This window comes from Gelidibacter sp. F63206 (assembly GCF_023015735.1).
The window spans coordinates 1-26,031 of record NZ_JALKAU010000041.1; the positions used below are offsets into that span (position 1 = coordinate 1).

General features: G+C 37.4%; 19 protein-coding genes, 1 tRNA gene and 1 pseudogene. 12 read left to right on the forward strand and 9 right to left on the reverse strand.

The annotated features are described in order from the left end of the window. Positions 1 to 213: 213 nt before the first annotated feature. Positions 214 to 289: transfer RNA gene (locus tag MWU32_RS00885), tRNA-Phe, on the reverse strand. Positions 290 to 391: 102 nt separating this feature from the next. Here MWU32_RS00885 and MWU32_RS00890 point away from each other — a divergent pair. The 7 genes from MWU32_RS00890 (at position 392) to MWU32_RS00920 (ending at position 8,526) form a co-directional block, all read left to right on the forward strand. Continuing rightward, positions 392 to 1,120 (forward strand): type III pantothenate kinase, encoded by a 729-nt coding sequence (locus MWU32_RS00890; protein WP_246936887.1) that lies wholly within the window; start codon positions 392 to 394, stop codon positions 1,118 to 1,120. After that, a complete protein-coding gene (locus MWU32_RS00895; RefSeq protein ID WP_246936891.1) occupies positions 1,120 to 2,427 on the forward strand; it encodes a hypothetical protein in 1,308 nt (435 codons plus the stop codon). Before MWU32_RS00890 ends, MWU32_RS00895 begins: the two co-directional genes overlap by 1 nt. Positions 2,428 to 2,445: 18 nt before the next feature. Further along, positions 2,446 to 3,828: a tetratricopeptide repeat protein gene (locus tag MWU32_RS00900; RefSeq protein WP_246936894.1), complete on the forward strand. Its 1,383-nt coding sequence runs from the start codon at positions 2,446 to 2,448 to the stop codon at positions 3,826 to 3,828. Next, complete coding sequence (gene lptC, locus MWU32_RS00905) at positions 3,829 to 4,395, forward strand: LPS export ABC transporter periplasmic protein LptC (protein ID WP_246936897.1); 567 nt, start codon at positions 3,829 to 3,831, stop codon at positions 4,393 to 4,395. Between the two features lie 155 nt (positions 4,396 to 4,550). Beyond that, a complete protein-coding gene (locus tag MWU32_RS00910; RefSeq protein WP_246936900.1) occupies positions 4,551 to 4,739 on the forward strand; it encodes a hypothetical protein in 189 nt (62 codons plus the stop codon). A gap of 3 nt (positions 4,740 to 4,742) precedes the next feature. After that, positions 4,743 to 6,032: a hemolysin family protein gene (locus MWU32_RS00915; protein WP_246936902.1), complete on the forward strand. Its 1,290-nt coding sequence runs from the start codon at positions 4,743 to 4,745 to the stop codon at positions 6,030 to 6,032. Between the two features lie 346 nt (positions 6,033 to 6,378). After that, on the forward strand, positions 6,379 to 8,526 hold the full coding sequence (locus tag MWU32_RS00920) for a SurA N-terminal domain-containing protein (protein ID WP_246936905.1): 2,148 nt from the start codon (positions 6,379 to 6,381) through the stop codon (positions 8,524 to 8,526). Positions 8,527 to 9,295: 769 nt separating this feature from the next. Here the strand turns inward: MWU32_RS00920 and MWU32_RS00925 are convergent. Continuing rightward, positions 9,296 to 10,213 (reverse strand): GYDIA family GHMP kinase, encoded by a 918-nt coding sequence (locus MWU32_RS00925; RefSeq protein ID WP_246936907.1) that lies wholly within the window; start codon positions 10,211 to 10,213, stop codon positions 9,296 to 9,298. Positions 10,214 to 10,290: 77 nt separating this feature from the next. Beyond that, the gene (locus MWU32_RS00930; protein WP_246936909.1) at positions 10,291 to 11,619 is read right to left on the reverse strand and encodes a hydroxymethylglutaryl-CoA reductase, degradative; all 1,329 of its coding nucleotides are present in this window, start codon (positions 11,617 to 11,619) and stop codon (positions 10,291 to 10,293) included. Positions 11,620 to 11,766: 147 nt separating this feature from the next. On the opposite strand from MWU32_RS00930, the gene MWU32_RS00935 reads away from it, so the two are divergent. The 5 genes and pseudogenes from MWU32_RS00935 to MWU32_RS00955 all read left to right on the forward strand — a co-directional run bounded on the left by MWU32_RS00935 (position 11,767) and on the right by MWU32_RS00955 (position 20,079). After that, a complete protein-coding gene (locus MWU32_RS00935; RefSeq protein ID WP_246936912.1) occupies positions 11,767 to 13,935 on the forward strand; it encodes a S9 family peptidase in 2,169 nt (722 codons plus the stop codon). A gap of 11 nt (positions 13,936 to 13,946) precedes the next feature. Beyond that, complete coding sequence (locus MWU32_RS00940; protein ID WP_246936914.1) at positions 13,947 to 15,533, forward strand: peptide MFS transporter; 1,587 nt, start codon at positions 13,947 to 13,949, stop codon at positions 15,531 to 15,533. A 270-nt stretch (positions 15,534 to 15,803) separates the two neighbouring features. Then, positions 15,804 to 17,045 (forward strand): annotated as a pseudogene (locus tag MWU32_RS00945) (peptide MFS transporter); the annotation flags it as partial. 610 nt (positions 17,046 to 17,655) lie between these two features. Further along, entirely contained in the window at positions 17,656 to 19,443 is a 1,788-nt protein-coding gene (locus tag MWU32_RS00950) for a peptide MFS transporter (RefSeq protein ID WP_246936920.1), read from the forward strand. A gap of 87 nt (positions 19,444 to 19,530) precedes the next feature. After that, entirely contained in the window at positions 19,531 to 20,079 is a 549-nt protein-coding gene (locus tag MWU32_RS00955) for a thioredoxin family protein (RefSeq protein ID WP_246936922.1), read from the forward strand. 230 nt (positions 20,080 to 20,309) lie between these two features. On the opposite strand, the gene MWU32_RS00960 is transcribed toward MWU32_RS00955, so the two are convergent. The 6 genes from MWU32_RS00960 to surE all read right to left on the reverse strand — a co-directional run bounded on the left by MWU32_RS00960 (position 20,310) and on the right by surE (position 26,000). Continuing rightward, the gene (locus MWU32_RS00960; protein WP_246936923.1) at positions 20,310 to 22,352 is read right to left on the reverse strand and encodes a ComEC/Rec2 family competence protein; all 2,043 of its coding nucleotides are present in this window, start codon (positions 22,350 to 22,352) and stop codon (positions 20,310 to 20,312) included. Positions 22,353 to 22,377: 25 nt separating this feature from the next. Further along, a complete protein-coding gene (locus MWU32_RS00965) occupies positions 22,378 to 22,899 on the reverse strand; it encodes a C40 family peptidase (protein WP_246936926.1) in 522 nt (173 codons plus the stop codon). 83 nt (positions 22,900 to 22,982) lie between these two features. After that, a complete protein-coding gene (locus tag MWU32_RS00970; protein WP_246936930.1) occupies positions 22,983 to 23,588 on the reverse strand; it encodes a C40 family peptidase in 606 nt (201 codons plus the stop codon). Positions 23,589 to 23,762: 174 nt separating this feature from the next. Further along, entirely contained in the window at positions 23,763 to 24,890 is a 1,128-nt protein-coding gene (lpxB, locus tag MWU32_RS00975) for a lipid-A-disaccharide synthase (protein WP_246936932.1), read from the reverse strand. Positions 24,891 to 24,946: 56 nt separating this feature from the next. Continuing rightward, on the reverse strand, positions 24,947 to 25,231 hold the full coding sequence (locus MWU32_RS00980; RefSeq protein WP_246936934.1) for a hypothetical protein: 285 nt from the start codon (positions 25,229 to 25,231) through the stop codon (positions 24,947 to 24,949). Then, positions 25,224 to 26,000 (reverse strand): 5'/3'-nucleotidase SurE, encoded by a 777-nt coding sequence (surE, locus tag MWU32_RS00985; RefSeq protein WP_246936937.1) that lies wholly within the window; start codon positions 25,998 to 26,000, stop codon positions 25,224 to 25,226. Before surE ends, MWU32_RS00980 begins: the two co-directional genes overlap by 8 nt. Positions 26,001 to 26,031 lie beyond the last annotated feature (31 nt).

Below are 26,031 nucleotides of genomic sequence, written 5' to 3' on the forward strand. Positions count from 1 at the left end.
GGGCATCTTATCGTACATTGCGCGAAAAAGGAATCAATTAAAAACCAAAAAACCCGAACGAATGTCCGTCCCGACCCTTCGAGATTGATGGTGGTGCCTCCAGCTCCGAAGCGTCGGAGGAACCAGGGGACATCCTATCGTACATTGCGCGAAACAGGAACCAATTAAAAACCTGCTAAAACCAAAAAACCCGAACAATGTTCGGGTTTTTGATGGTGGTGCCTCCAGGAATCGAACCAGGGACACAAGGATTTTCAGTCCTTTGCTCTACCAACTGAGCTAAGGCACCAGTCGTTTATAACGAGGTTGCAAATATAGAAGCATTTTTATTATTCGCAAAACTAAAAGATATAAAAATTGCTTTCGTAAATTTGCAGCTTATAATTAAACTATGAATTTAATTGTTGACGTGGGCAACACGCTTGTCAAATTTGCTGTATTTCAAGAAGATGAATTTGTGAACAAGATTGTAGTGGAGTTAAATGAGTTTGAAAAAACACAAAAAGAAATTTCAAAAAAACATCCAAAGATCGAGAAATGCATCTTGGCTTCGGTAGGGAAAATGCCAAAAGAGGTCGTTACCAAGCTCCAAAAACAATACAAAGTGCTCATTTTGGATTCCAATTTAAAGTTTCCATTTCACAACCGCTATAAAACCCCGAATACATTGGGAGTAGATCGAATTGCACTTGTTGCAGCATCGGTGAAACGATATGCAGATAAAGATGTATTGATTATTGATGCAGGTAGTTGTATAACATACGATTTTATAAATCGACAAAACGAATTTTTGGGTGGTGCTATTTCTCCGGGAATTCGTTTGCGATATAAGAGTTTACATAATTTTACGGCGAATCTTCCGTTATTGGATACCGAGTTGCCGGAAACTCTCATCGGGAACAGTACCAAAGACGCTATTCATTCGGGTGTGGTCAATGGAGTAGTCAAGGAAATTGATGGAATAATTGATGAATATCGAGCGAAGTTTTCAGATTTAACAGTTATTTTAACAGGTGGTGATGCCAATTTCTTGTCAAAGCAATTAAAAAATAGCATATTTGCCAACTCGAATTTTCTTTTAGAGGGTTTGAACTTTATTTTAGAATATAATACACACTAATGATAAAAAAACTTGTAATAGTTTTCATCACCGTTTTCGCTATTCAGGCGCAAGCGCAAGACGGCTCAGCATCTCCTTATTCTTTTTACGGTATTGGAAGTTTAAAATTTAAAGGGACAGTGGAGAACAGAAGTATGGGGGGCATAAGTATTTTCACTGACAGCATCCACGTCAATTTTCGCAATCCATCCGGTTATGCTGGCAATAATCTTAAGGTATGGAACAATGAAAACAGACCTGTAAAATTTACCGTGGGTGGAAGTTCAAGCCACTTAAATCTAAAAACAGATGACGATAAGCAAAACGCCAACTCCACAACGTTTGATTATATGGCTCTTGCCGTGCCAATGGGCAAATTTGGATTGGGATTTGGTTTGGTGCCATACACTTCAGTGGGGTATAAGCTAGAATCGACTAATTCGGATGGCAACTTAGATCAGCGCTTTAGAGGTCAAGGTGGACTTAATAAGGCATTTTTGGGACTGGGGTATCAAGTCACTCCTAAGTTGGGTATTGGAATAGATGCGAGCTATAATTTTGGAAACGTTCAAAATAACGCCCTTCAGTTTAGGTATCAAGATGGAGAACCACTGCAATATCATTCCAAGGAGAACAATCGTTCAGATTTGAGCGGTATCAATCTTAATTTTGGTATGAATTACAAAACTATGATTACTAAGAAACTCCAATTGATCACAGGGTTGACTTATACGCCAAAAAGTACGATTAGCTCAGAGAATGAGCGCTATTTCTCTACTGTGGTTGTAGATCCATTTACAAGTCAAGAATTGATCATAAGTAGTATTGAAGCTGATTTGGAAGCCCAAAATTTAAAAAAGACAGATTTGACCTTGCCGACTCAAATGTCAATTGGAGCTGGTATTGGTGAACCGCAAAAATGGTTTGCTGGTGCCGAATATTCCTTTCAAAAAACCAGCGAATTTGATAATCCCATTTTTACCATAGGAAATGCTGAGTTTGTAGATGCTTCTACAATTGCAATTGGTGGATTTTATATCCCAAATTATAAATCGTTCTCAAGTTACTGGAAACGAGTGGTTTTTAGAGCTGGTGTGAGGTTCGAAAACACCGGCCTTGAAATAAATAATCAAACAATTAATGAGTTTGGCATGTCTTTTGGGATTGGGTTACCTGTTGGAGCAGATTTCTTCTCAAATGCCAATATCGGTTTTGAGTTTGGTAAAAGGGGAACTACCAAAGCAAATTTAATTCAAGAAAATTTTATGAATTTGCAAATTAGCTTATCTTTAAACGATAGATGGTTCAACAAAAGAAAATATAATTAACAGAATAAATTTAATATGATGAAAACACGATTTACTTTATTACTTCTTGCTTTGTTCATGGGATTCAATGTGGGCTTTGCACAGCAAGATGAAGAGTGTATGCTCAACTTGACAATAATGAGTGATTATGCGAAGAGCAAAAAGTATGATGAAGCTTACGAACCATTTATGAAGCTTCGAAACAAATGTCCTAAATTCAATTATGCGATCTATTATTATGGTGATAGGATCTTAAAGGACAAAATTGATCGAGCTTCAGGTACTGAAAAAGTAAATTACCTCAATGATTTAATGAAGCTTTGGGACGAAGGCCTTGCTAATTTTCCGGATAAGTTTACTGCCGGAGGCAATCTTCAGGATAAGGCTATGTTGAAACTCGATTATAAGGATGCTTTAGGGCTAAGCAACAAACAAGTGTATGATGCCTTTGATGAACTGTACAAAAAGTCACCTGAGAGTTTCACCAATCCAAAAGGTTTGTATGCCTATTTTTCTTCTATAGTAGATATGCATGATGCCAAAGAGGTAGAAGTTCAGGACGTCTTTAATAAGTACGATGATGTCATCGATAAAATTGGTCAAGAGATTGATAACTATACTGAAAAGTTGAACCCACTTGTTGAAAAAGAAGAAGAAGGCAAGGAATTGGACAAAAAAGAGGCGCAGTATAAAAGACAATATGAAAGTTACTTAGAAGCTTATGATAAGATTTCAGGTAGTATTGATAGTAAACTCGGTATCTTGGCAAATTGTGAGGTTTTGATCCCATTGTATAAAAGAGATTTTGACAAGTTCAAAACTGACGCTATATGGTTAAAGCGTGCGGTAAGCAGAATGTATAACAAAGAATGTACAGATGATCCTTTATATACTGAACTGGTAAAAGCTTACGATGAGTCTTCACCATCAGCCGATACAAAATTCTTTGTTTACAATTTGTTAATGGATCAAGGGAAAGAGAAGGAAGCAAAACCTTATTTGGATCAATCTTATGACCTTGAAAAAAATCCTTTGAAAAAATCGAAATTGGCCATGAAGTTTGGAAAGAGTTTAAGAGCTCAAGGTAATTTTGGTGCAGCCAGAAATTATTTCCAGAAATCAGTCGAATTGAATCCGTCCAATGGTAGAGCACATATTGAAATTGCTCAAATGTATGCCGCTAGTGCAAACAATTGTGGGGATACTACTTTTAATAAGAGAGCTGTATTCTGGTTGGCCGCTTCAGAAGCTAGAAAAGCAGGTAGAGTGGATGCCAATTTAAGATCGTATGCTGAAGGTTTAGCCGCAAATTACGAAGGAAAAGCACCACAAAAATCCGATATTTTTACAGCCGGAAATTCTGGTGAAACCATTAGAATTGGATGTTGGATTGGTTTAAGTGTTACCGTTCCAAAAATTTAAATGAACTTAAAATCATCATATCATTTATTCTACATAGTCACAGCCTTTGCTGTGACTATGTTTTTTTCATGTAAAAACAACTTTAAAGAAGTACAGCAAATAGGAGTTCGGCAAAATGAACCTATTGGTATTGCGGAAAATATAAATCTGAAATATATCGATTCCGGACGTTTAAAGGCGAATCTGCTAAGCCCGAAAATGTTGGATTTTTCAAACAGGGAATTTTCGTATAACGAGTTTCCCGATGGCGTTGTCCTCCATCTTTTTGATGAACACAACAAAAAAAGCATCATTGTCGCTGACTATGCTATTGTGTATAACAATACGGACTTAATTGATTTAAGAGGCGACGTCCTAATTACAACTGAAACTAAGGATAGTATTTTTGCTGAACAGTTGTTTTATGACCAAAAACGCGATTGGGTGTTTTCAAACCAATCTGTACGATATGTGTCTCCTACAAAAATAGTTACCGGAAATGCTTTTGACTCTAACCGCGATTTTACCAGCTATGGTATTAGTGAGGTTACAAGTACGGTCTATTTGGATGACGACACTTCCCTGTAAATGTTCTTGGAGCATACATCTTTTTTAGCTTAAGCCGGATTTCAATCGGTTTCATCTCATCTAAAGTTGTTAGGAGTGGGATTAGTTTCAAAAAAACCATTAATTTCATGTTCAGATAAATAATTGATTATCTTTGTCGCTAAATTATAATGACCATGAAAACGATTCATAAAGTTATTCAATACGCTTACTTATTCATTGCTATTTTTTTTATATATGAGGCGATACGGTTGTGGAACGTAGAGAATGGCAAGGCCATCATGTTATTGGTGTTTGCTCTTATGGCCGTTGGTATGTATTTTTTCAAGAAGCATTTCCGAAAGAAAATGAACAATAACCAGTAATTTATGGACAGTAATGCGCTTATCATTATTCTGTCACTTATTTTATCAGCTTTTTTTTCCGGTATGGAAATCGCATATGTGTCGTCTAATAAGATTCACATAGAAATTGCAAAAAAGCAAAATGATTTCTTGGCCAAAACTCTCACGAAACTTACTGCAAAACCCTCCAAATTTATTGCCACAATGCTTATTGGTAACAATATTGCTTTGGTGGTCTATGGATTTTTAATGGGTGATAAGTTAGTCGCTTGGTTTAAAGACGTTCTGCCCACGGATTACGCGTTTCTAAATTATATGCTACAAGACCTGAGTCTTCTTACTCAGACGGTCATTTCAACATTGTTGATTTTGATTACTGCCGAATTCTTGCCAAAAGTATTCTTTCAGATTTATGCCAACTCACTCCTTAAAATCTTCGCTGTACCGGCTTATTTTTTTTATGGCTTATTTTCTTGGGTATCTGATCTTGTCATTTGGATTTCTAATATGATTCTCAAGCGCTTCTTTAAAACGGGTAAGGAGGATGTGCAATTAGTAATGACCAAAGTAGAATTGGGAAATTATATCAGTGAGCAAATGGAATCGGTAGAAGAACATGATGAGGTGGATAGTGAGATTCAGATTTTTCAGAACGCTCTTGATTTTTCAGATGTTAAAGCAAGAGAAGTCATGTTGCCGCGTACCGAAATCATTGCCGTAGATATCAATGAGCCTATTAAAAACCTGAAAGCCCTATTTACTTCTTCAGGCTTGTCAAAGATTTTGGTGTATAAGGATTCTGTGGATGATATTGTTGGGTATGTACATTCTTTTGAACTGTTTAAAAAACCAAAAGACATCAAATCGGTTGTGCGCGGTGTGGAATTCGTACCAGAAACCATGTTGGTCAATGATGTGTTGAACGTTCTTACAAAAAAACGTAAAAGCATTTCGGTGGTCATTGATGAATATGGTGGCACTTCGGGAATTATCACAGTGGAGGATATTATTGAAGAATTGTTTGGAGAAATTGAAGATGAGCATGATACCATTGAATTGATTGAGGAAAAGATTGACGAGAACAGTTATAAATTTTCGGCCCGATTGGAAGTTGATTATATCAATGAGGCCTATAAATTAGACCTTCCAGAGGGCGAAAACTACGAAACTTTAGGAGGACTGATTGTTGATGAAACTGAAGAGATCCCACATGTAAATGACCAGATTCAAATAGAAAATTATTTGTTCACGATATTGGAGGTCTCCAACACAAAGATCGATTTAGTAGGTCTAAAGGTGCTGGCTGAAGATTAGATTTTGAGAAGGTGGTATTCGGTAGGTCAATTATCAATGCTATTTAGGCATGAACAATATCAATAATCCACAATCCACAATCCACATTCCACAATCAACAATCAACAATCAACAATCAACAATCGCATAGCGTTAATCTTTGATCATCGGTTATCCGTGTTTTCCGTCAGCGTTTCATTCGTAAATCAGTCCACTCCCGCACCATGTTTATTCACAATAAATGAATCGCCAAACGCGGACAATCATAAACAATTCAAGATTAATTTAATAAAATGGAGTTCTACTTTTATTATTTGATAGAAATTGGTATTTTCGCGCACTTATATTTTCTAACTTATACAATAAAATGGCAGTTTTAAATAAAATTAGACAACGTTCTATTTTCCTCATTGTAATTATCGCATTAGCCTTATTCGCTTTTGTGCTTTCTGATTTGTTTCGAAACAGTAGTGCTTTTGGAGAATCGCAAGATACCATCGCCACTATTAACGGTAACGACATTAATCGTGAGGACTTTATGATGCGTGTTGAGAACATGCAACGTCAAATGGGGCCTAGCAGCACTTCAACGCAAACTATGAATAGGGTTTGGGACCAAGAATTAAGACGTGCCGTAATGGAGAGTCAATTTGAAGGCATGGGACTTTCAGTTGAGAAAGATCAAATGAGAAATCTTTTGAGAAACAATTTCGCGGAGTTTCCAGAATTCATGAATGAAGCTGGGATTTTCGATGAGAACAGATTGAATGAGTTTATAGCAAATTTAAAAGCTATCTCACCAGAGAGAGCTCAGCTTGGAAACTTCCAGATCAATTATAACGAGTGGGTTAATAACGAAAGTGCGATTGCCATTGGAGCTAAGGAGCAGACGTATTTTAACTTGGTTAAAGCTGGTGTAGGAGCAACACTTGCCGAAGCTGAAGTAGAATATGCTATGGAAAGTGCTACTGTTGACCTTAAATTTGTAAATATCCCTTATACTACCATTGAAGATAGCTTAGTTAAGGTCTCTAAATCGGAGATTTCAGATTATATCAATAAACATAAAAAGAAATTTGAAGTTGAAGCTTCCAGGGATATTGTTTTTGTTCAATTTAGCGAGGTTGCGTCTTTAGATGATGAAAACGCAGTTAGAGATAATGTTGCTGCCTTGTTGAATACAAGAGTGGAGTACAATGAAGTTTCTAAATTGACGGATACCGTCTTAGGTTTGAAGGAAACTAAGGATATCGAAGGCTTTATCAACGCAAATTCTGATGTGAAGTACACGGACAGTTTTGTGACGAAATCGAGCTTGCCAGATGTAGCCCAAGACAGTATTTTTAACCTTAGTGTAGGTCAGTATTACGGCCCGTACAAGGATAATGGCATGTTTAAGATAACTAAAGTAGTTGAAGAGAAGTTCTTGCCTGATTCGGTGAAGTCAAGACATATCTTGATTCCATTCGTGGGATCACGTGCTGCAGATATGGAAACAACCCAAACAGAAGCAGAAGCAAAAGCTACCGCGGATAGTTTGTTGAATGTCATCAAAAAAGACCGTTCTAAATTTGTTGATTTACTGGATTTTTCTATCGATAAAGTCAGTAATGAGAAAGAAGGTGTATTAGATTGGTATGCCTACAATTCTATGGTTCCTGAATTTAGAGATTACACTTTCGAAAACAATACAGGTGATATGGGTGTTGTAAAAACCGACTTTGGATTCCACGTCATCGAAATATTAGATCAGAAAGCGAAGAATCGTATGGTTAAGGTGGCTACTCTTGCTCAAAAGATTGAGCCTTCCGAAAAAACGATCGATGATGTATTCAACAAAACTTCGAAGTTCGAAATAGCACTTCAAACGAGCGACTTTCAAGATGTGGCAAAAGAGAATGATGTAGAAGTAAGACCTGTTAATAATATTAAGGAGCTTGATGAAAACATTCCTGGATTGGGAAGTCAAAGATCTATTGTGCGTTGGGCTTTCGAAAAAGGAACGAAAGTTGGAGATTACAAGCGTTTTTCAATTCCTGGAGTTGGATATGCCGTGGTTCAAGTCACTGGTGTTAACAAAAAAGGATTGATGACTCCTGAGGCTGCATCGGCGAGCGTTATACCAGAAATCAGAAAAGAGAAGAAAGCAAAATTGATCCGTGAAAAGATATCTGGCTCTACTGTAGAAGCTGTAGCCCAAGGTCAAAATGTATCGGTATCAACTGCAAACGGCGTGAACATGAAAAACCCAACCTTATCTGGTGCCGGTTTAGAGCCTAAAGTAGTAGGTGTAGCTTTCGGTTTGAAAGAAGGTGAAACTTCTAAATTGATTGATGGTAATAAAGGTGTATTTATGGTTGAAGTGACCAAAAAGACCGCTGCTCCTAAGTTGGACAATTATCAGGCCATTGCCAACCGTTTGAACAGTTCTCGATTAAACGGTGCCCAAATTAATGCTTATGAAGCTTTAAAGGAGGCTGCAGAAATTGTTGATAATAGAGCTACATTTTATTAGTAGTTTTTAGATATTTATATTAAAAAGGAGGTCTTTAAATTTAGGATCTCCTTTTTTTTTATCATATTTTTTCTTCGTTGTTAATACATTCTTACATCTGCGCATTCGATCCTCTTTCCATTTTGACACGTCGCCATAGCTATCGAGATCACGGATTACACGGATTTTTAGAAGTCTGAAATTTTAATAAGATTAGATTTACATTGAATAGAGAAGCTAATATTTTGGAGAAGTAAATGTTTTTAATGTAATTGACTTTTCTGTATTTTTCGTAAACCCAATACATCAATTTGTTTCGTATTTCCATTGAGTTTACTTTGTGATCCTTGATACTTTCTGTGCGAAACTTAATGTAAGACCTTATCCATCATTGAAATTATGATCATTGTTAAGAATCTGATCGAGATTATCTAATTTGCAGATTCAAATCACATCCAATATTGATATTAAAACTGTCGAAAATATTACGAGTGAATTGCAAGTAGAAGGCGAGTAGTATTATTATATGGCGAATATCTTTAGAGATTTTTTACTTCATAGTTTTTTCACAAATGTCACAAAGAAGAATTTCATAAAACCTTTCTATAGATTTGGGGTAAGCCCCCATATTTGTAATCGACATTTACAATAAACCTCGAGTCTTCGATATTTAACGAATTCAGTCTTAATACTCTATACTAAATATAATACTTTTATTTCAAGACAATGTCCCCTGTATGCCGGCCCTGTATGACGACATACTGGTTGATTCCATAAATCCTGAGTCTTTCTACTGCAATACCATATTTGCATAAGGGACGATGGTTTCAAATCCTCTTTCCTTAAAATAGGTCTCTGGTTGACCTTCAGATGCAGCCAAAACAAAATCACCACCCCAAGCTCCAAGACTTTTAATACTACCCTTAAAATCTTTAAACAGGGTTTCTTTGACTGGTTGTTGTTTAATAACTTTTGAGATAATGGTTTCATGACTTTGCATTAAAAACTGAAAGGTTTTTAAGTTGTCACAGCTGATCATATCGTTGGTTATGGCATTGATTTCAGTCAGAGCCTGATCAGTATCGTTTTTATTCTTTTGGTAGGCCGCAATGCCTTCTCTGCTATTTTGTTTTTTATTGAGAAATACAAAATACAAATGGTTTTTAAACTCTGGATTGAAAGTCCGTTCAATAACAGTCCGTTCATGATTTCCAAGTTGATAGGTGATAGGCACATTGTGTATAGCACAGGCTATATCATAACCACTACCTCCAAATGTGTCTTTTAGCAATTCATAAGGATCAATATTTGCCCATTGCGAAATATTGTTGATAAGCGTAGAGGAGGTCCCGAGCCCCCAATTTATAGGAAAGTCCATTTGGGTCTTTACTTTTAATCCGGTTTTAATATTTAAGAACCTTGGGTTTTGTTTTTTTGTCGCGTTTAGAATTTGCAATAACCGATCAGCAATAGGATGATGTGCCGCATTAGCGAATTGCCCTCCATCGTTTATTAAAAGATCGGTTTCAAACCATAACTTTCCATCTGAATCAAAACTTTCCCACTTTAAGATCCGTTTTTCATAAGGTTCTACGGTAAGCGATTGGCCGTATTTTGTTGGTACGGCTAGAGCAAGTGCGCCATCAAGAACAAGATATTCACCTGTAATCAATAGTTTCCCGTTGCTATAAAATTTTTGAGGATTCAATTTTTAATCGTTGGATTTTGGTATTTGGATTTTGATATTTAGTGTTTGGAGCTTACTATTTGATATTTTGAGTTTGACTATTCGTTGGCCAATAACCTCAAGTTGCTCAGGGCTGCCTCTACTGCACTATGTGTAACAGTGTTGTTTTTGAAATATGCTACCATTTTCTCTTTTTCTTTGACAGTGGCATTGAGTTGATTGAGGATATTCATCAAGTGCATTTTCATATGGCCTTCTTGAATCCCTGTAGTGGTCAAAGAACGCAATGCAGCAAAATTTTGTGCCAAACCTGCAGCGGCCACAATCTGCATCAATTCTTTTGCCGTTGGCTGTCCTAACATTTCCAAGGCTACTTTTACCAAAGGATGTAAATTGGTCAATCCGCCAACGGTGCCGAGTGCCAAAGGAATTTCCATCCAAAATTTAAACACTCCATTTTTTATTTCTGCATGAGACAAGCTGCTATATTTTCCATGTCTTGCGGCGTAGGCATGAACACCTGCTTCGACAGCTCTAAAATCATTACCCGTAGCAAGAACAACTGCATCAATGCCATTCATTATGCCTTTGTTGTGTGTGACGGCTCTATAAGGCTCTATCTCAGCAATCTTAATAGCTTGTACAAATTTGTGTGCAAAGTCTTCTGAAGACATCGATGTATCCTCATTTAGGTCTTCAACAGGACAGGAGACTTCAGCTCTAACCAAACAATTGGGCACGTAGTTGGATAAAATACTCATCACGATTTGGATATGACTTTCGGCCTCAGAAAAGTGTTCAAAATGAAGCGCTTCAGATTTAAAGGTCTTGGCAAATTGTTCCAAGCAAGAATTGATAAAGTTCGCGCCCATGGCATCCAATGTTTCAAAGGTGGCATGAAGCTGATAGTAATCCTTTAAATCTTTGGTCTTGTTCTTTAGCTCAATGTCCAGAATACCCCCGCCTCGTTTTTCCATACTACTGGTAATTTCTTGGGTGTCTTCAATAAGCTTCGGTTTTACGCTGGTAAAGAACTTTTGTAAGTTCTCGAAATTGCCATGGTACATAAAATGCACTTGGCCAATTTTTGTGGTGGAAATCACTTCAGTTTTAAACCCGCCACGATCCAACCAGAACTTGGCGGCATTACTTGCTGCAGCCACTACCGAGCTTTCTTCAATAGCCATTGGGATGGTATATAACTTCCCATTGATTAAAAAGTTTGGTGCCACACCAAAAGGCAAATAATAATTGGTGATGGTGTTTTCAATAAATTCATCATGAAGCTGTTGTAGCTTCTTGTCAGTATTCCAATATTGTTTAATGGCTTGTTTGGCGGCCTCTGCATCCTTAAAATAAGTGGCAGTAATCCATTTGATTTTGTCTAGTTTAGATAGTTTTGAGAAGCCGTTAATTGGTTTGCGCATAAGTGGTGTTTATAAATGCAAAGATACTATTCTTGCCATGAATATAAAGTCACAAATTTTGGCTTTACGTTTTTAACGATTAAAGTTTAGTGTTTTTGCATTATTTTTAGTATCCTTGACAGCATTTTATCAAAAATAAATCTCCTAATGAAGTATTTGAAAAGTTCCTTGTTTGTCTGTTTTTTGGTAACTGTTTTAGCCTCAGCCCAGAACAAGGAAATCACTCTCGATGCCATCTGGAATGGTACGTTTAGGACCGAAGGAATTCAGTCTTTACATTCCATGAACAACGGAAAACACTACGCCGTATTAAATTTTGACCAAGGTTCGACAGCAATAGATGTATATGATTATAAAACTTTATCCAAAGTTGAGACTTTAGTAAATTCATCCAATCTGGATGCCATTAAGTACTTTTCAGATTACAGCTTTAGTAAAGATGAAAGTAAAATCATTTTGGCTACTGAGGTTGAGCCTATTTTCCGCCGATCGACTTTAGGAATATTCTACGTTTATGACGTCAAAACAAAGACTTTGGTGAAAATAGCCGATGAAAAAATACAGGAACCTACCTTGTCTCCAGATGGAAAAAAAGTAGCCTATGGTTATCATAACAATTTGTACATCAAAGATTTTGAAAGTAACCAAACGACTCAAATTACCTTTGATGGAGAAAAGAATAAAATCATCAACGGTATTACAGATTGGGTATATGAAGAGGAATTCGCTTTCGTTCGTGCCTTCGAATGGAATGCTGACGGTACTTATTTGGCCTTTATCCGCTTTGATGAGACCGAAGTGCCAGAGTTCTCAATGGATGTTTATGGACAGGGCCTGTATCCGAAGCAAGAGGTTTTCAAATATCCAAAAGCAGGTGAAGCCAATGCACTTGTTTCGCTTCATATTTATGATTTGAAATCGGATAAAATCAAGGATGTGCAACTCTCAAAACCGTATTCAGATTTTTATATTCCGCGAATTGAATGGACTAACGACGCCAACGTTCTTAGTGCGCAATACACCAACAGACATCAAAATGAACTTGATTTATGGATGATCCACGCCAATAATATGAGTTCTAAGTTGGTGCTTGCCGAAAAAGATAAAGCCTATATCGATGTGACGGACAACCTCACTTTCTTAAAGGATAACAGTTTTATTTGGACGTCTGAAGCCGATGGTTTCAACCATATCTATCATTATTCAAAAGATGGTAAATTGATCAACCAAGTTACGAAGGGACCATGGGAAGTGACCGATTATTATGGATTTGACGAAAAGAACAATACGTTGTTTTACCAATCTGTAGAAAACGGTTCCATTAATAGAGATGTTTATTCCATTAGAATTAATGGGAAAAACAAAAAGCGCCTCACTCAAATGGAAGGTACTAATTCAGCCGATTTTAGCGCCGATTTCACCTATTTCATCAATACGTTTTCAAGTGCAACAAAGGCTCCAGAATTCACCTTGCATACCGCAAAAGACGGAAAATTGGTGAAAGTAATCAAAGAAAACTCCAAATTAGAGAAGAGTTTGGAAGCCTATAATCTTCCTGAAAAAGAATTCAGCACCATAGCCGTAAATGGTAATAATTTAAACATGTGGATGATCAAGCCAACCGATTTTGATGCCTCCAAAACCTATCCGTTATTTATGTTCCAATACTCTGGGCCAGGCTCTCAGTCTGTTAAGAACTCATGGCATGCTGCCAATGATTATTGGTATTACTTTTTAGCCCAAAAAGGGTATATCATAGCCTGTGTGGATGGTAGAGGAACTGGATTCAAAGGTGCAGAATTTAAAAAGGTAACACAATATGAATTGGGCAAATATGAAGTTGAAGATCAAATTGATGCCGCAAAACAATTAGCTGCCAGGAATTATATCGATCAAGACCGAATAGGAATATGGGGATGGAGTTACGGCGGATTCATGAGCAGTAACGCACTATTTAAAGGAAATGACGTCTTTAAAATGGCCATTGCTGTGGCACCGGTGACTAGCTGGAGGTATTATGACACAATTTATACGGAACGTTATATGACCACACCTCAAGAAAATCCTTCAGGTTACGATGACAACTCCCCGATATTTCATGTGGACAAATTGAAAGGTAATTTCTTATTGATCCATGGTTCAGCGGATGACAACGTTCATGTACAAAATACCATGCAAATGGTAGAAGCACTGATCCAAGCCAATAAACAGTTTGAATGGATGATCTATCCTGACAAAAACCATGGTATTTACGGTGGAAATACCCGATTGCATCTATATACCAAAATGACTAACTATATTAAAGAAAATTTATAAAAACTGAACTTATGAGTCAAGAAAGAGACCCGGGATTAATCGCTCATTTAGCAAAACAAGGCGTAGATGAAACAATGGTAATGGGGCACCCTGCCGGATTGTTTATATTATTCTTTACCGAAATGTGGGAACGCTTCAGTTATTATGGAATGCGGGCTTTGTTAACGGTTTTCTTAATCACAGAAATAAGTAAAGGTGGTTGGGAATGGAGTAATGCAGATGCTATGCAGCTTTATGCTTGGTACACTGGTTTGGTTTATTTGACCCCGCTTATTGGAGGAATGATTGCCGATAGATTGACAGGTTTTAGAAAGGCAATTTTGCTGGGTGCATTAATTATGACTTTGGGTCATGCCTCTATGGCCTTAGAAATGGTGAATCCTACTTTCTTTTATATAGGACTTGCATTTATGATTTTTGGTAATGGTTTGTTTAAACCGAATATATCCTCTATGGTTGGAAATTTATATCCGGATACAAGTTCTAAAAAGGACGCAGGTTATACCATTTTCTATATGGGTATTAATGCTGGGGCATTTTTAGGAATGTTGTTGTGTGGTTATATTGGTGAAAAAATAGGATGGCATTATGGTTTCGGTTTGGCTGGAGTTTTTATGTTGTTCGGGATGTTGCAATTCTATTTTGGAAGTAAGATTTTTGGAATCATTGGTGAACAGCCTAAAAAGCAAATACCTACCGATCTTGAAGAGGTTGAAGAAGATATAAAAGAAGAGCAAACTCCTGCTCACATTGTAAGAGATCGATTGGTAGTTGTAGGTGTACTGATGGTGGCCAGTATATTTTTCTTCTTTGCCTTTGAACAGGCCGGAGGGTCTATGACTGTTTTTGCTAAAGATTATACACAAAGAGTTTTGGAAGGCAACACTGGAATCATATTTAAATGGGTGGATGCTATTTTGACAATTTTTCCAATATTAATCGTTACCTGGGTGCTTTATGGATTAGGAAAGAAAATCTTCAAGGATTATCCATTGACCATCATTTTTACTGCAATTTCTTTTGTCATTATATGGGTTTTGGGCGTTTGGAAAGTGTATAGAGAGTTTAGTTTGGAGCATACCGAAGTCACAGTTTCTTGGTTTCAAATTCTGAACTCCTTTTTTATTATTACTCTCGCATCATCTTTTAGTAGATTATGGGAAAAAGTATGGAATCCTTCCGGTCCGGTCAAATTCGCTATGGGCTTGACTTTGGTAGGCGTTGGATTTGTGGTATTGTCATTAGGGGCGAGTAGTATCCCACAAGGTGCAAAAGTGGCCTCAGTAAGCATGATTTGGTTGATATTGGCCTATTTTTTCCATACCATGGGAGAATTATGTCTCTCACCGGTCGGATTGTCCTATGTGTCTAAACTATCGCCAAAGCGCTTAGCAGGATTATTGTTTGGATTGTGGTTTACCGCTTCGGCCATAGCCAACTTCATTGCTGGAATGACAGGGTCATATATTGATAAAATTTCGGAAACGTACTCAATGTCCATCTTTTTCTTGATCATTGCGGCAATACCAATTTTTGCAGCGGTCATTTTGTTAATACTGAATCCTAAGCTAAAGAAAATGATGCATGGAATTAATTAGTTTTAATTCTATAGGCCATAAATTATAATAAGTTTGATAAAGATTCCTGAATTAAGGAACATCAGGTTTTTAAGAAAATTATAGAAAAATAACTGAAGTCATTTTTTTACTCATAAAAGTAGAGCATGCCTCGTAATAAGCAATATTTTGTGGTTTTGACCTATTTTAAGAATGTTCATTCGAGACTGTAAAATGTAGATTATTTGCGATATAGACTGATTCACAATAATTAATACACTATTTTTAAAATCTAAAACAATCTAAAATCTTATGTCAACAGCAGTATCTCAACCCAAAAATCGCAAAGAAATCTTTGGGCATCCAGCAGGTCTTTTTATACTATTTTTCACTGAAATGTGGGAACGCTTCTCCTACTATGGGATGCGGGGAATCCTGGTACTTTACATCGCTACTTCTGCTACAGCAATTGATCCAGGGCTGGGGTGGAGCAACAAGGATGCTATTTGGCTTTATGGCTGGTACACTATGCTGGTTTATGTGGCTTCCATCCCTGGAGGATGGATTGCGGATAAGTTTTTAGGACAAAAGAAAACCGTGCTCTTTGGTGGACTATTACTTTGTTTTGGTCATGGTATCCTGGCAATTCCTCAAGATTGGGCCTTTTTTACAGGACTTATCCTTATTATATTGGGTGTTGGCGGACTAAAACCTAACATCTCAACCATGGTGGGTGGCCTATATCAAGAAGGTGATATTAGACGTGATAGCGGATTTACAATTTTTTATATAGGTATCAATATTGGTGCTTTCCTTGCCAGTATTACTGTTGGTTTTGTCGCCTATTATTACGGATGGCATTATGGGTTTGGTCTTGCCGGAATCGGAATGCTGATTGGTCAAATAGTTTTTGTTTGGGGTCAAAAATTCCTTAAAGGTGTTGGGGAGTTTTCTGGAGGTGAATCGGCAAGCGAAGCAGAACGATTGGCCAGAAAAAAACCACTCACTAAAATTGAAAAAGACCGCGTTATCGTTTTGCTTATATCGTTTTTGATTGTCATTGTCTTTTGGGGAGCCTTTGAGCAAGCTGGAGGTTTGATGAATCTTTATACAGATTCCAAAGTTGACCGTACGGTTGAATTGAGTTGGTTGGAAGAAATTCCGGCTGCTGTATTCCAATCGCTCAATGCGGGTTATATCATTATTTTTGGAACCATTGTAGGTGGTTTTTGGATCTGGTGGAAAAAGAAGGGAAGAGAATCTTCATCCTTATTTAAAATGGCTGTGGGCACTATTATTATGGGCCTAGGATTTGTATTTATGATGTTTGCATCCAAAGAGGCAAGTGCAGAAGCCTTTGGGAAAGCCGCCATGTTCTGGATCTTTTTGGCATACCTGTTCCACACTATAGGTGAACTATGTACGTCTCCGGTGTCCTTATCATTTATAACCAAATTGGCCCCTCTCAAATATGCTTCTATCATGATGGGCGTTTATTTTGCAGCAACAGGTTTTGGAAATAGATTGGCCGGAAGTATCGGATCGTCTTCACAATTGGAACCGTTTCAAGGAGAAATGATCGTAAGTAAACAAGAGGTCATTCCATTTATTTCTAAGGATTCCATGAAAATTAGAAATGAACAAAAGAAAATAGTCACCATCTATGACTACCCAATCAATGAGGATAAGAATTTTAGTATCAAAGCCGAAGTTTATGCCGAAAATGACCAAGTCATTTATAAAGATGTAAATAGTGGAACCATCTTAAATAATCTCTTTGAACTATCCCAAAAAGCCGACGCCAATACAAACGAATTGCTGACAACACTTAAAGAAGATGGAATTACCGCCTCAAATCCTTATCACGCCAGATTAGTATTTGAAAAAGATAAGGATAAGGCACAGAATTTAGAGAGTAAAGGGGATGGGAAAGATTATGGAGTGTCTTTTGTTTTAGAAGAAGATCAAAGTGCACAAGAGTACGCTACATTTATGTGGCTGACTATCTTTACGGTATCCTTTGGTCTGTTGCTGATTGTGTTTTTGAAGAAACTTAAAAAATTGACCCATGGTGCTGAAGATCATGAGCATGAAATCAAGGACAATGAGCCTTTTGAACTTGCAGATCCAGATATTAATAACTAATTATATTGTGTAGCAAATTATGAATACTGATATTGAAAATCTCTTTAAAGACACGGTTCTCGGACATCCAATAGGCTTATTTATTCTTTTTTTTACAGAGATGTGGGAACGCTTTTCTTTCTACGGAATGCGTATCCTTTTGATCTTGTTTTTAACGGCACCTTTAGTGAGCGATAACCCAGGTTGGGATTGGCCACGCGAGCACGCCTTGTCCTTAATTGGTACTTACGCCTCGCTTTTATATTTAACACCTATCATTGGAGGTTGGATAGCCGATAAGTGGACAGGATACCGCATGGCCGTTGTTATTGGCTGTATCATTATGACTCTTGGACACGCCGCAATGGCAATGGAAACAACAATGTCCTTTTATTTAGGTTTGGCTCTATTGGTACTCGGAACAGGATTTTTTAAACCAAATATCACTTCGATCATTTCGGAGATGTACAAAACCAGGGAATCCAAAAAGGATGGCGCCTACACTATATTTTATATGGGTGTCAATGCAGGAGCTTTCTTCGGAATGATGCTTTGTGGATATTTGGCTGAAAATTACGGATGGGCCTACGGATTTGGACTGGCTGGGATTTTTATGTTCTTGGGCATGCTTCAGTTTTTACTGGCACACAAAATATTTGGGAAAATTGGCGCAGCACCAACAAAGAAAATTGATGTGGTTTTACATGATGCCGAAGATGTCAATGATCCGGAGGTGATAAAGGAGGAGGTGGAAGTGGCTACTAAGTTGAATCCGTTTACCACATTTGATAAAATACTCATAGCCTTATCATCAGTTGGCGGATTGATTTATCTGTTTAATGATCCCATTGAGAAAATTGGAGGAAGTACGATGCTGCCTTTTGAGTTCATGGGATGGAGTGGTTCAAATGTGGTCGTAATTGCAGCGTTAATACTCTTTCTAATATTATTGATCATGCGTATCTCCCGCTATATACCTATAGTACGAGATCGATTGGTTGCCGTTTCAGTTTTCGCTCTATTCACAGTATTCTTTTTTGCATTCTTTGAGCAGTCTTTAGGATCAATGACCTTGTTTGCAAGTGATTATACCAATCGCGATCTAACTGGAAATACCGCAACAATATTCAAAATTGTTGACGGATTATTGACCACTATTCCATTGATCATCATCACCTATGTTATTTTCTTGATTTTCAAAAAGACCTTCACCAAAATTGGAGCTTCAAATATTGTGTTGGCTATTGCCTTTCTTGGATTGTGGATCCTCGTTATTTACCGTATTTACGACAAGTCTTTCTCTGAAGAATTGAAAGTTGACGCCACTTGGTTCGGAATTTTAAACTCGTTCTTTATCATCACATTGGCACCCATTTTTTCAAAATGGTGGGAAAGTAAATACAATCCGAGTGCGGCCATGAAGTATGCGCTAGGTTTGGTATTGTTGGGTGTTGGATTTGCAGTATTGGCTTACGGGGCATCAGATATTCCATCGGGAGCACAAACAGCTTCCGTAAGCATGATCTTCTTGATATTGGCCTACCTGTTCCACACCATGGGCGAGCTTTGTCTATCACCATTGGGATTGTCGTATTTAAGTAAATTAGTACCGGCACGTATGATTGGTTTCATGTTCGGGGTTTGGTATTTGGCAATTGCTGTTGGTCAAAAACTTGCGAACACTATGGGAGGTATGATTGATAAGATCTCAGCAGAGTATTCGTTAGGAACCTTCTTTTTGATTTTTGCAGTCATTCCAATTGCGGTTGGTTTTGTATCCATGGTATTAAATCCTGTTCTCAAAAAACTGATGCACGGGGTGAGATAATTGAAAAATTTGTTAAATAAACGTCAAATGCTCCAACTTTGGAGCATTTTTTGTAGTTTCCACTTAGATTTGCAAAAAATGAATAAAATGAAGAAGTTAGCATTTATAGGGGTATTGACATTGTTAATGTCCTTTAATGGTATCGCGCAACAAATTAACTGGGTCACTTTTGAAGAGGCCTTGGAGCTCCAAAAAAAGAAACCTAAAAAAATCATGATGGACGTTTATACCAATTGGTGTGGTCCTTGTAAGATGTTGGACAAAAACACCTTTCAAAATCCTGATGTTGCCAAATATGTCAACGCTAATTATTATGCCGTTAAATTTAATGGCGAGGGTAATGATGTTGTCAAATACAAGGGTAATACTTATACCAATAAAGGCTATAAGCCAGAAATGGCCAGCCGTCGGAACAGTGTACACGATTTAACCTATGCGTTTCAAGTAAATGCCTATCCAACCATCATGTTTTTTGATGAAAAAGGTGATATTATTACACCGGTTAGAGGTTATCAAAATCCGCAGCAACTGGAATTGTACCTTAAAATGTTTCTGAACGACAGCCATAAGGAAATAAAAACCCAAGAAGAATTCAATGCCTTTTATACTGCATTTAAACCTGAGTTTAAGGGGTAGTTAGGAAATTTTCTATTGAGCTATTAAGACGAAGTTCGCATTTGGAAAACATAAGTATATCCTCATTAATTTTAGTCAAGTCTTTAAAATTTAAAAGTGCCCTTTTTGCCGGTTAAGTGAAAAGGGTCTTTTTGTGTTTTGAGGCTGACAAGTCTCTGCGTAAATCCCCGAAATCTGCGGGAAACAAAAACACATCCGCGAAATCTTCGGGAAGCACAACCACAATAGAGTTATTGTTTTCTCAATACAAAAGCACCCTCTCTACCGGTCAAATGAAATGGAATATTTCGTTTCATACAACTAAGTTCCCATCGTTTAACATAGCTTTTATAATTGCTGCCATCTGCAATAACCAATTGCGGATTTATAGAATCCATTAATCGGTTTAGGTTTATTTTTGGTGAATCTCTCAAAATTACAACCTCTGGATTGAGCTGTGGAATCTCATAAATACCCGCACTATCAACAACCAAAATTCTTGTAGTTCCGAATACATAGATATTTTCCAAACTGTCCTTCTTGAGTTTATTTATTGCATTACCAATTTTATAATTCTTAATGACATGGTCTCTACTGGAAGTTAGGCTGTCAAAATTATGCGCTACGGTTAAAGTGGTGTTCTTCTTTATTCCAAGTAGGCTATGTCTGCTTTTGTGAAAGACAACAAATTCTTCATGTTGGTTGTCTCTCTTTTCAAAAATCAATACGGATTGAAAAATCAATACCGCAAACATCGCGATGGTCAAACGTTTAAAGCCTGGTTTTTTCGATAATAAAACCAAGGTCACAATCAGAAGATAAGCAGTTAGTACTTGAAGCAAGCTAAAAGACAAGTCTGAAAAGACGAAGCGTTCCTGAAGTGAGACCCATTGGACAAAACTGTTCATTAAATTGATGATACCGCCATAGATATCGGCAAGCCACGAAGGGAGTAAACTAAATGAAGCCAATAAAATAATAAGAATACCCATCCCCAGAATTAATCCTAAAAAAGGAATAATCACCAGGTTGGACAGGAAGAACAACCCTGGAAATTGATGGAAATAGAACAAGCTTATGGGGATTACTCCAAACTGTGCCGCTATCGTCACTGTTAATATGTCCCATAATTTTCGAATAGGTTTTAATTGTGGTTGCCATAAGTTCGCCAATAGTGGTTGAAAACTCACAATGGCAATGACTGCCAGATAACTCATCTGGAATCCTACATCAAAAAGAAATAGGGGCTTGAAAAGCAAAAGAAACAACATGGAAATGGCAAGCGTATTGAAAATATTGGAAGGCCGCTTTAAATTCATTCCAATAGCCACAACACTGAACATCATCACTGCTCTGGTAACCGATGCCGACAACCCTGCTACCACTGCAAACCCCCATAAAACGAACAAAATCAATAGAGTTTTTAGTAGTTTTCCACGTCTGAAATACTCCAAGGGTCTGAACAATGAATTGAGAAGCAGGAGGACAATACCAACGTGCAATCCGGACACGGCTAAAATATGAATGGCACCTGCCCTGGAATAGCTATTGTAGATTTCAGGACTGATATCTTGACGCTGGCCCAATAACAGGGCATTTATCAAAGCGAGTTCGTCTGGTTTGAAATTGTGTAACTTTAATTTTGAATTGATTCGGGCTCGCAATTGGGCAGCATAGCCTAAAATCGTATGTGGGTTTGATGAAACGCGCAATAGTTCATCTTGGTTAGTATAGATCTGGTGATAGATATATTGTTTTTCGAGATATTTTTTATAATCGAATTGGTTGGGATTGATCGGAGGATTCAAATCGGTTAGAGGCGATGTGGTTACAAAAATAGCATCCACTTCAAAAACCTGGAGAAGACTATCTCTTTGAACATTCAAAAGTGTTTTTCCGATATGTTGCTGATTATTTATGTTTAGGATGTCAACAATATATTTATCGTGATAGACACTTGATTTAAGGACTTCCCTAATTCTAATGTTTATCGTTTCTATCGAATCATTAATAGGATCAAAATGTTGTGTGTAATGTTGCTTGAACGACTTTTGGTCGTGCAGTTGATAGGTTAAAATACCAATTGTTATAAAGGTGAAGACCGTTAGAATTCCAAATCCGTAGGATTTTACCAAGCGTTTTTTTTCGCTGATCAGGAATACGGCAAGCCCTAATGTTAAAATTAAAGTGAGCGGAAAGCTATAAATAATGGGAATGTCAAAATAATGCGCAAAAAGAATGCCTATTATAAGGCAGAGGGTAATCTTGATGATTGCAAAATTTAGTAACTTCATAAATCTAAGTTACTAAAAATAAGCACTATAAAACACGTCTTGCCTGTACGAAGGCGAAGTACCAATATTTTTCGGCGAGATTGGAAACCATGACGCCACTACTCGTGCTTGCATGAATAAATTCAACGTTTCCATTACGAGCTTCCGTAACAATTCCCACATGGTTAACTTTTCGACTGTTCTTTCGTGTAGCAAAAAATAATAAATCGCCTTTGGTCACTTGTTTCAAGTCAATCCAATCCCCGGTTGTAGATAAATCTCCAGTCGTTCGTGGCAAAGAAATATTTTCACTGTTGAAGGAGGTCACTATTAGTCCAGAGCAATCCATGCCTTTTTTTGTGGTACCGCCATATTTGTATTTTACACCGTCAAATTTGAGAGCATAATCTACAACTTTATCCGCTTGGGGATTGTAAGTATTTGAAGTTGATTTACGAGTTCGGGAGTCTGTTTTTTCGGTCTTTGACTTTGTGGTCACAACCCGCTTAGAGGATTTACAGCTGCTAAAAGTGATCAATAAAAGAAGGAGTAGGGCAATCTTTTTCATCGGTTATATAAAGTAATTTTTTATAAAAATATAAATTTATTATAACTTAGGGTCAAAAGTTGGCCATTTACTTGAAATAGCTACTATATCACACGTCTTGCCTGTACAAAGGCAAAGTACCAATACTTTTCTGCCATGTTCGAAACAATGACTCCATTTTTAGTACTTGCATGTATAAACTCTACATAACCATCTCTTGCCGTTGTAACAATTCCGACATGGCTAATAGTCTTACTATTTTTACGAGTGGCAAAAAACAAAAGATCGCCCTTACTGACCTCTTGTAGTTTAATCGATGTTCCCATCCTAGCCATGTCTCTTGAAACTCTTGGGAGTGAAATGTTTTCGCTATCAAAAGTAGTAACTACTAACCCAGAACAATCCATGCCGTCTTTGGTTGTACCGCCACGTTTGTATCTTACACCATCAAATGCAAAAGCATAATCTACTATTCTGTTGGCTTTGGTGTCGATGGTTTTTGGGAGTTCACTTTTAATATTCAGACCAATGGGGGTTAAATCCACTGGGGTTAACTCAAAATTATTGCTCTCAATGGAGAGAATGGGATTTGAAGTGGATGTTTTCTGATGGGTTTCAACTCTGTTTGTCTTGGACGTTAAAATACCCTTTGGAGCATTGCAGCTGCTCAATGCGATAAACAAAACAAGGATTAAGACAATTTTTTTCATAAGGTGACATGTCGTTTTTGAAAAAATATAAATTTATTCCCCTTAGTGGATTTTGATCTTCCGAAGCTTTTCTCGATTGAAAATCATATTATCTTATCCATAAGTTTTAACTCGCCCCAAGGTTATTTATTAAACGCTAAGGGAATTTTGAAAGTATATAGTTTTTGGAAAAAGCTATTTGGTTTTATATTCTTTAATGTCTTTGAAGATCAACTCTGCCGTTTTCTCGCTTGCACCTTTTCCTCCCAATGTCTTCTCTAAGTGAAAATACTCCATAAAAAGTGTTTCTCTTTTCTCGGGCCGTAAAATATCTACTAATTCCTTTTTGAGGCGTTTGGAATTAAAATCACCTTGAATCAATTCGGTGACAACAGGTTTGTCCATAATCAGATTGACCAAGGAAATATATTTTAAATTAATGACGCGTTTTGCTATTTGATAAGAAAGCCAGCTTCCTTTGTAGCAAACTACTTCTGGGACCTTAAACAAAGCGGTTTCTAAAGTTGCCGTTCCTGAAGTCACCAGTGCCGCCGTTGCCAAGCTCAAAAGATCATAGGTTTTATTATTTACGAATGAAACATTTTCTTTTTTAATGAAGGTTTTATAAAAATCAAAGTCTTGACTTGGAGCACCGGCTATAACAAATTGATAATCTTCAAAGTCCTTGACAATGCTTAACATCACCGTTAGCATCTTGCGAATTTCCTGCTTCCTGCTTCCTGGCAATAAAGCGATGATTGGTTTATCGGTCAGCCCACGTTTGGCTCTAAACTCGTATTCACTCACTTGCTTACGGTCGGCAATAGCGTCAATTAACGGGTGGCCAACAAATTCCACCGGATATTGATGTTTGTCTTCGTAAAACTCTTTTTCAAAGGGTAAGATGACATACATTTTATCTATATCACGTTTGATGGCGTGAATCCTATTTTCTTTCCAGGCCCAAATTTGTGGTGAAATATAATAATGGGTTCTGTAGCCTTTCTGTTTTGCCCATTTGGCAATACGCAAGTTAAAGCCCGGATAGTCAATAAAGATGATACCATCGGGGTTGTAACTTTCAATGTCGGTTTTACAGTAGGTGAGATTTTTGGTAATGGTTCTCAAATTCATGACGACCTCCAGAAAACCCATAAATGCCAAATCGCGATAGTGTTTAACAAGTGTAGGACTCACCTTTTGCATCAAATCGCCTCCCCAAAATCTGAATTGGGCATTGACATCTTGTCTTTGTAGTGCTTTCATAAGATTGGCACCATGTAAATCTCCGGAGGCTTCGCCAGCAATGATGTAGTATTTCATCTTTTAAGAATCGTAATGTTTAGGTCAGAAACAAGTAGAAATCGAATGGGTTTTTATTAATTGTAATTTAATAAAAAGGTGGCAATCGTTACAACTATGGTAGCCATAATTACGCCTCTTGCTCGATAGTCGCGTCTTTGTTTGATGAACATGAAAAACACTACAAGATTTAGTAGCGCTCCCATGCTAACTAATTTACTGAAAAACCCCTGGGCCAAGGATTGCCTATAAGCCGTAACGATATTTTCGCCACTTCCAAAAATAAATATGGCAATTATAAACCCGATGGTGTTGGCAAGTAATCCTACAATGAAACCGATAAATACTTCTTTTTTAATCATTTAAATTCCAAGAGTTTAAATTTTGAATGCAATGGTGGGCGGTCAGATCAAATTGAACAGGAACCAAGGAAACATAACCATTTTGTAAGGCCCACTCGTCGGTGTCCTCGCCTTCGTCTAAATTAACAAATTTCCCAGCTAACCAATAATAGTCACGACCACTCGGATTTTGACGTTTGGTAAATTCTTCTTCCCAATTTGCTTTTGCTTGGCGGCAAACCTTGATGCCCTTGATCTTGTCTTTAGGCAAATCCGGAATATTCACGTTGAGCACCACGCCTTCAGGTAACCCGTATTCCAATACATTTTCTGTAATTGTTTTCACGAAACCTTTGCTAGCTTCAAAATTAGCACTCCAATTGTAGTTGCACAGCGAAAAACCAATCGCCGGTATGCCTTCAATGCCAGCTTCTATGGCTGCACTCATCGTTCCTGAATAAATAACGTTGATGGAAGAGTTGGAGCCGTGATTGATGCCGGAAACGCAAATATCAGGTCGCCGTCCCAAAATTTGCTTAACCGCGAGTTTCACACAATCAACAGGAGTGCCAGAGCAACTGTATTCGGATTGTGGATTATTATCGATTTTTACATTTTCTACGTAAAGTGTTGAGTTGACCGTGATGGCATGGCCCATCCCGCTTTGTGGACTGTCTGGTGCTATGACTACAACCTCGCCAATCGTATTCATGACTTCAATCAAGGCTCTTAATCCCGGTGCCGTAATTCCATCATCATTGGTGACTAAAATCAGTGGTTTCGTGTTCATTCTGCAATAATATTTAGATTGCTAAAATACA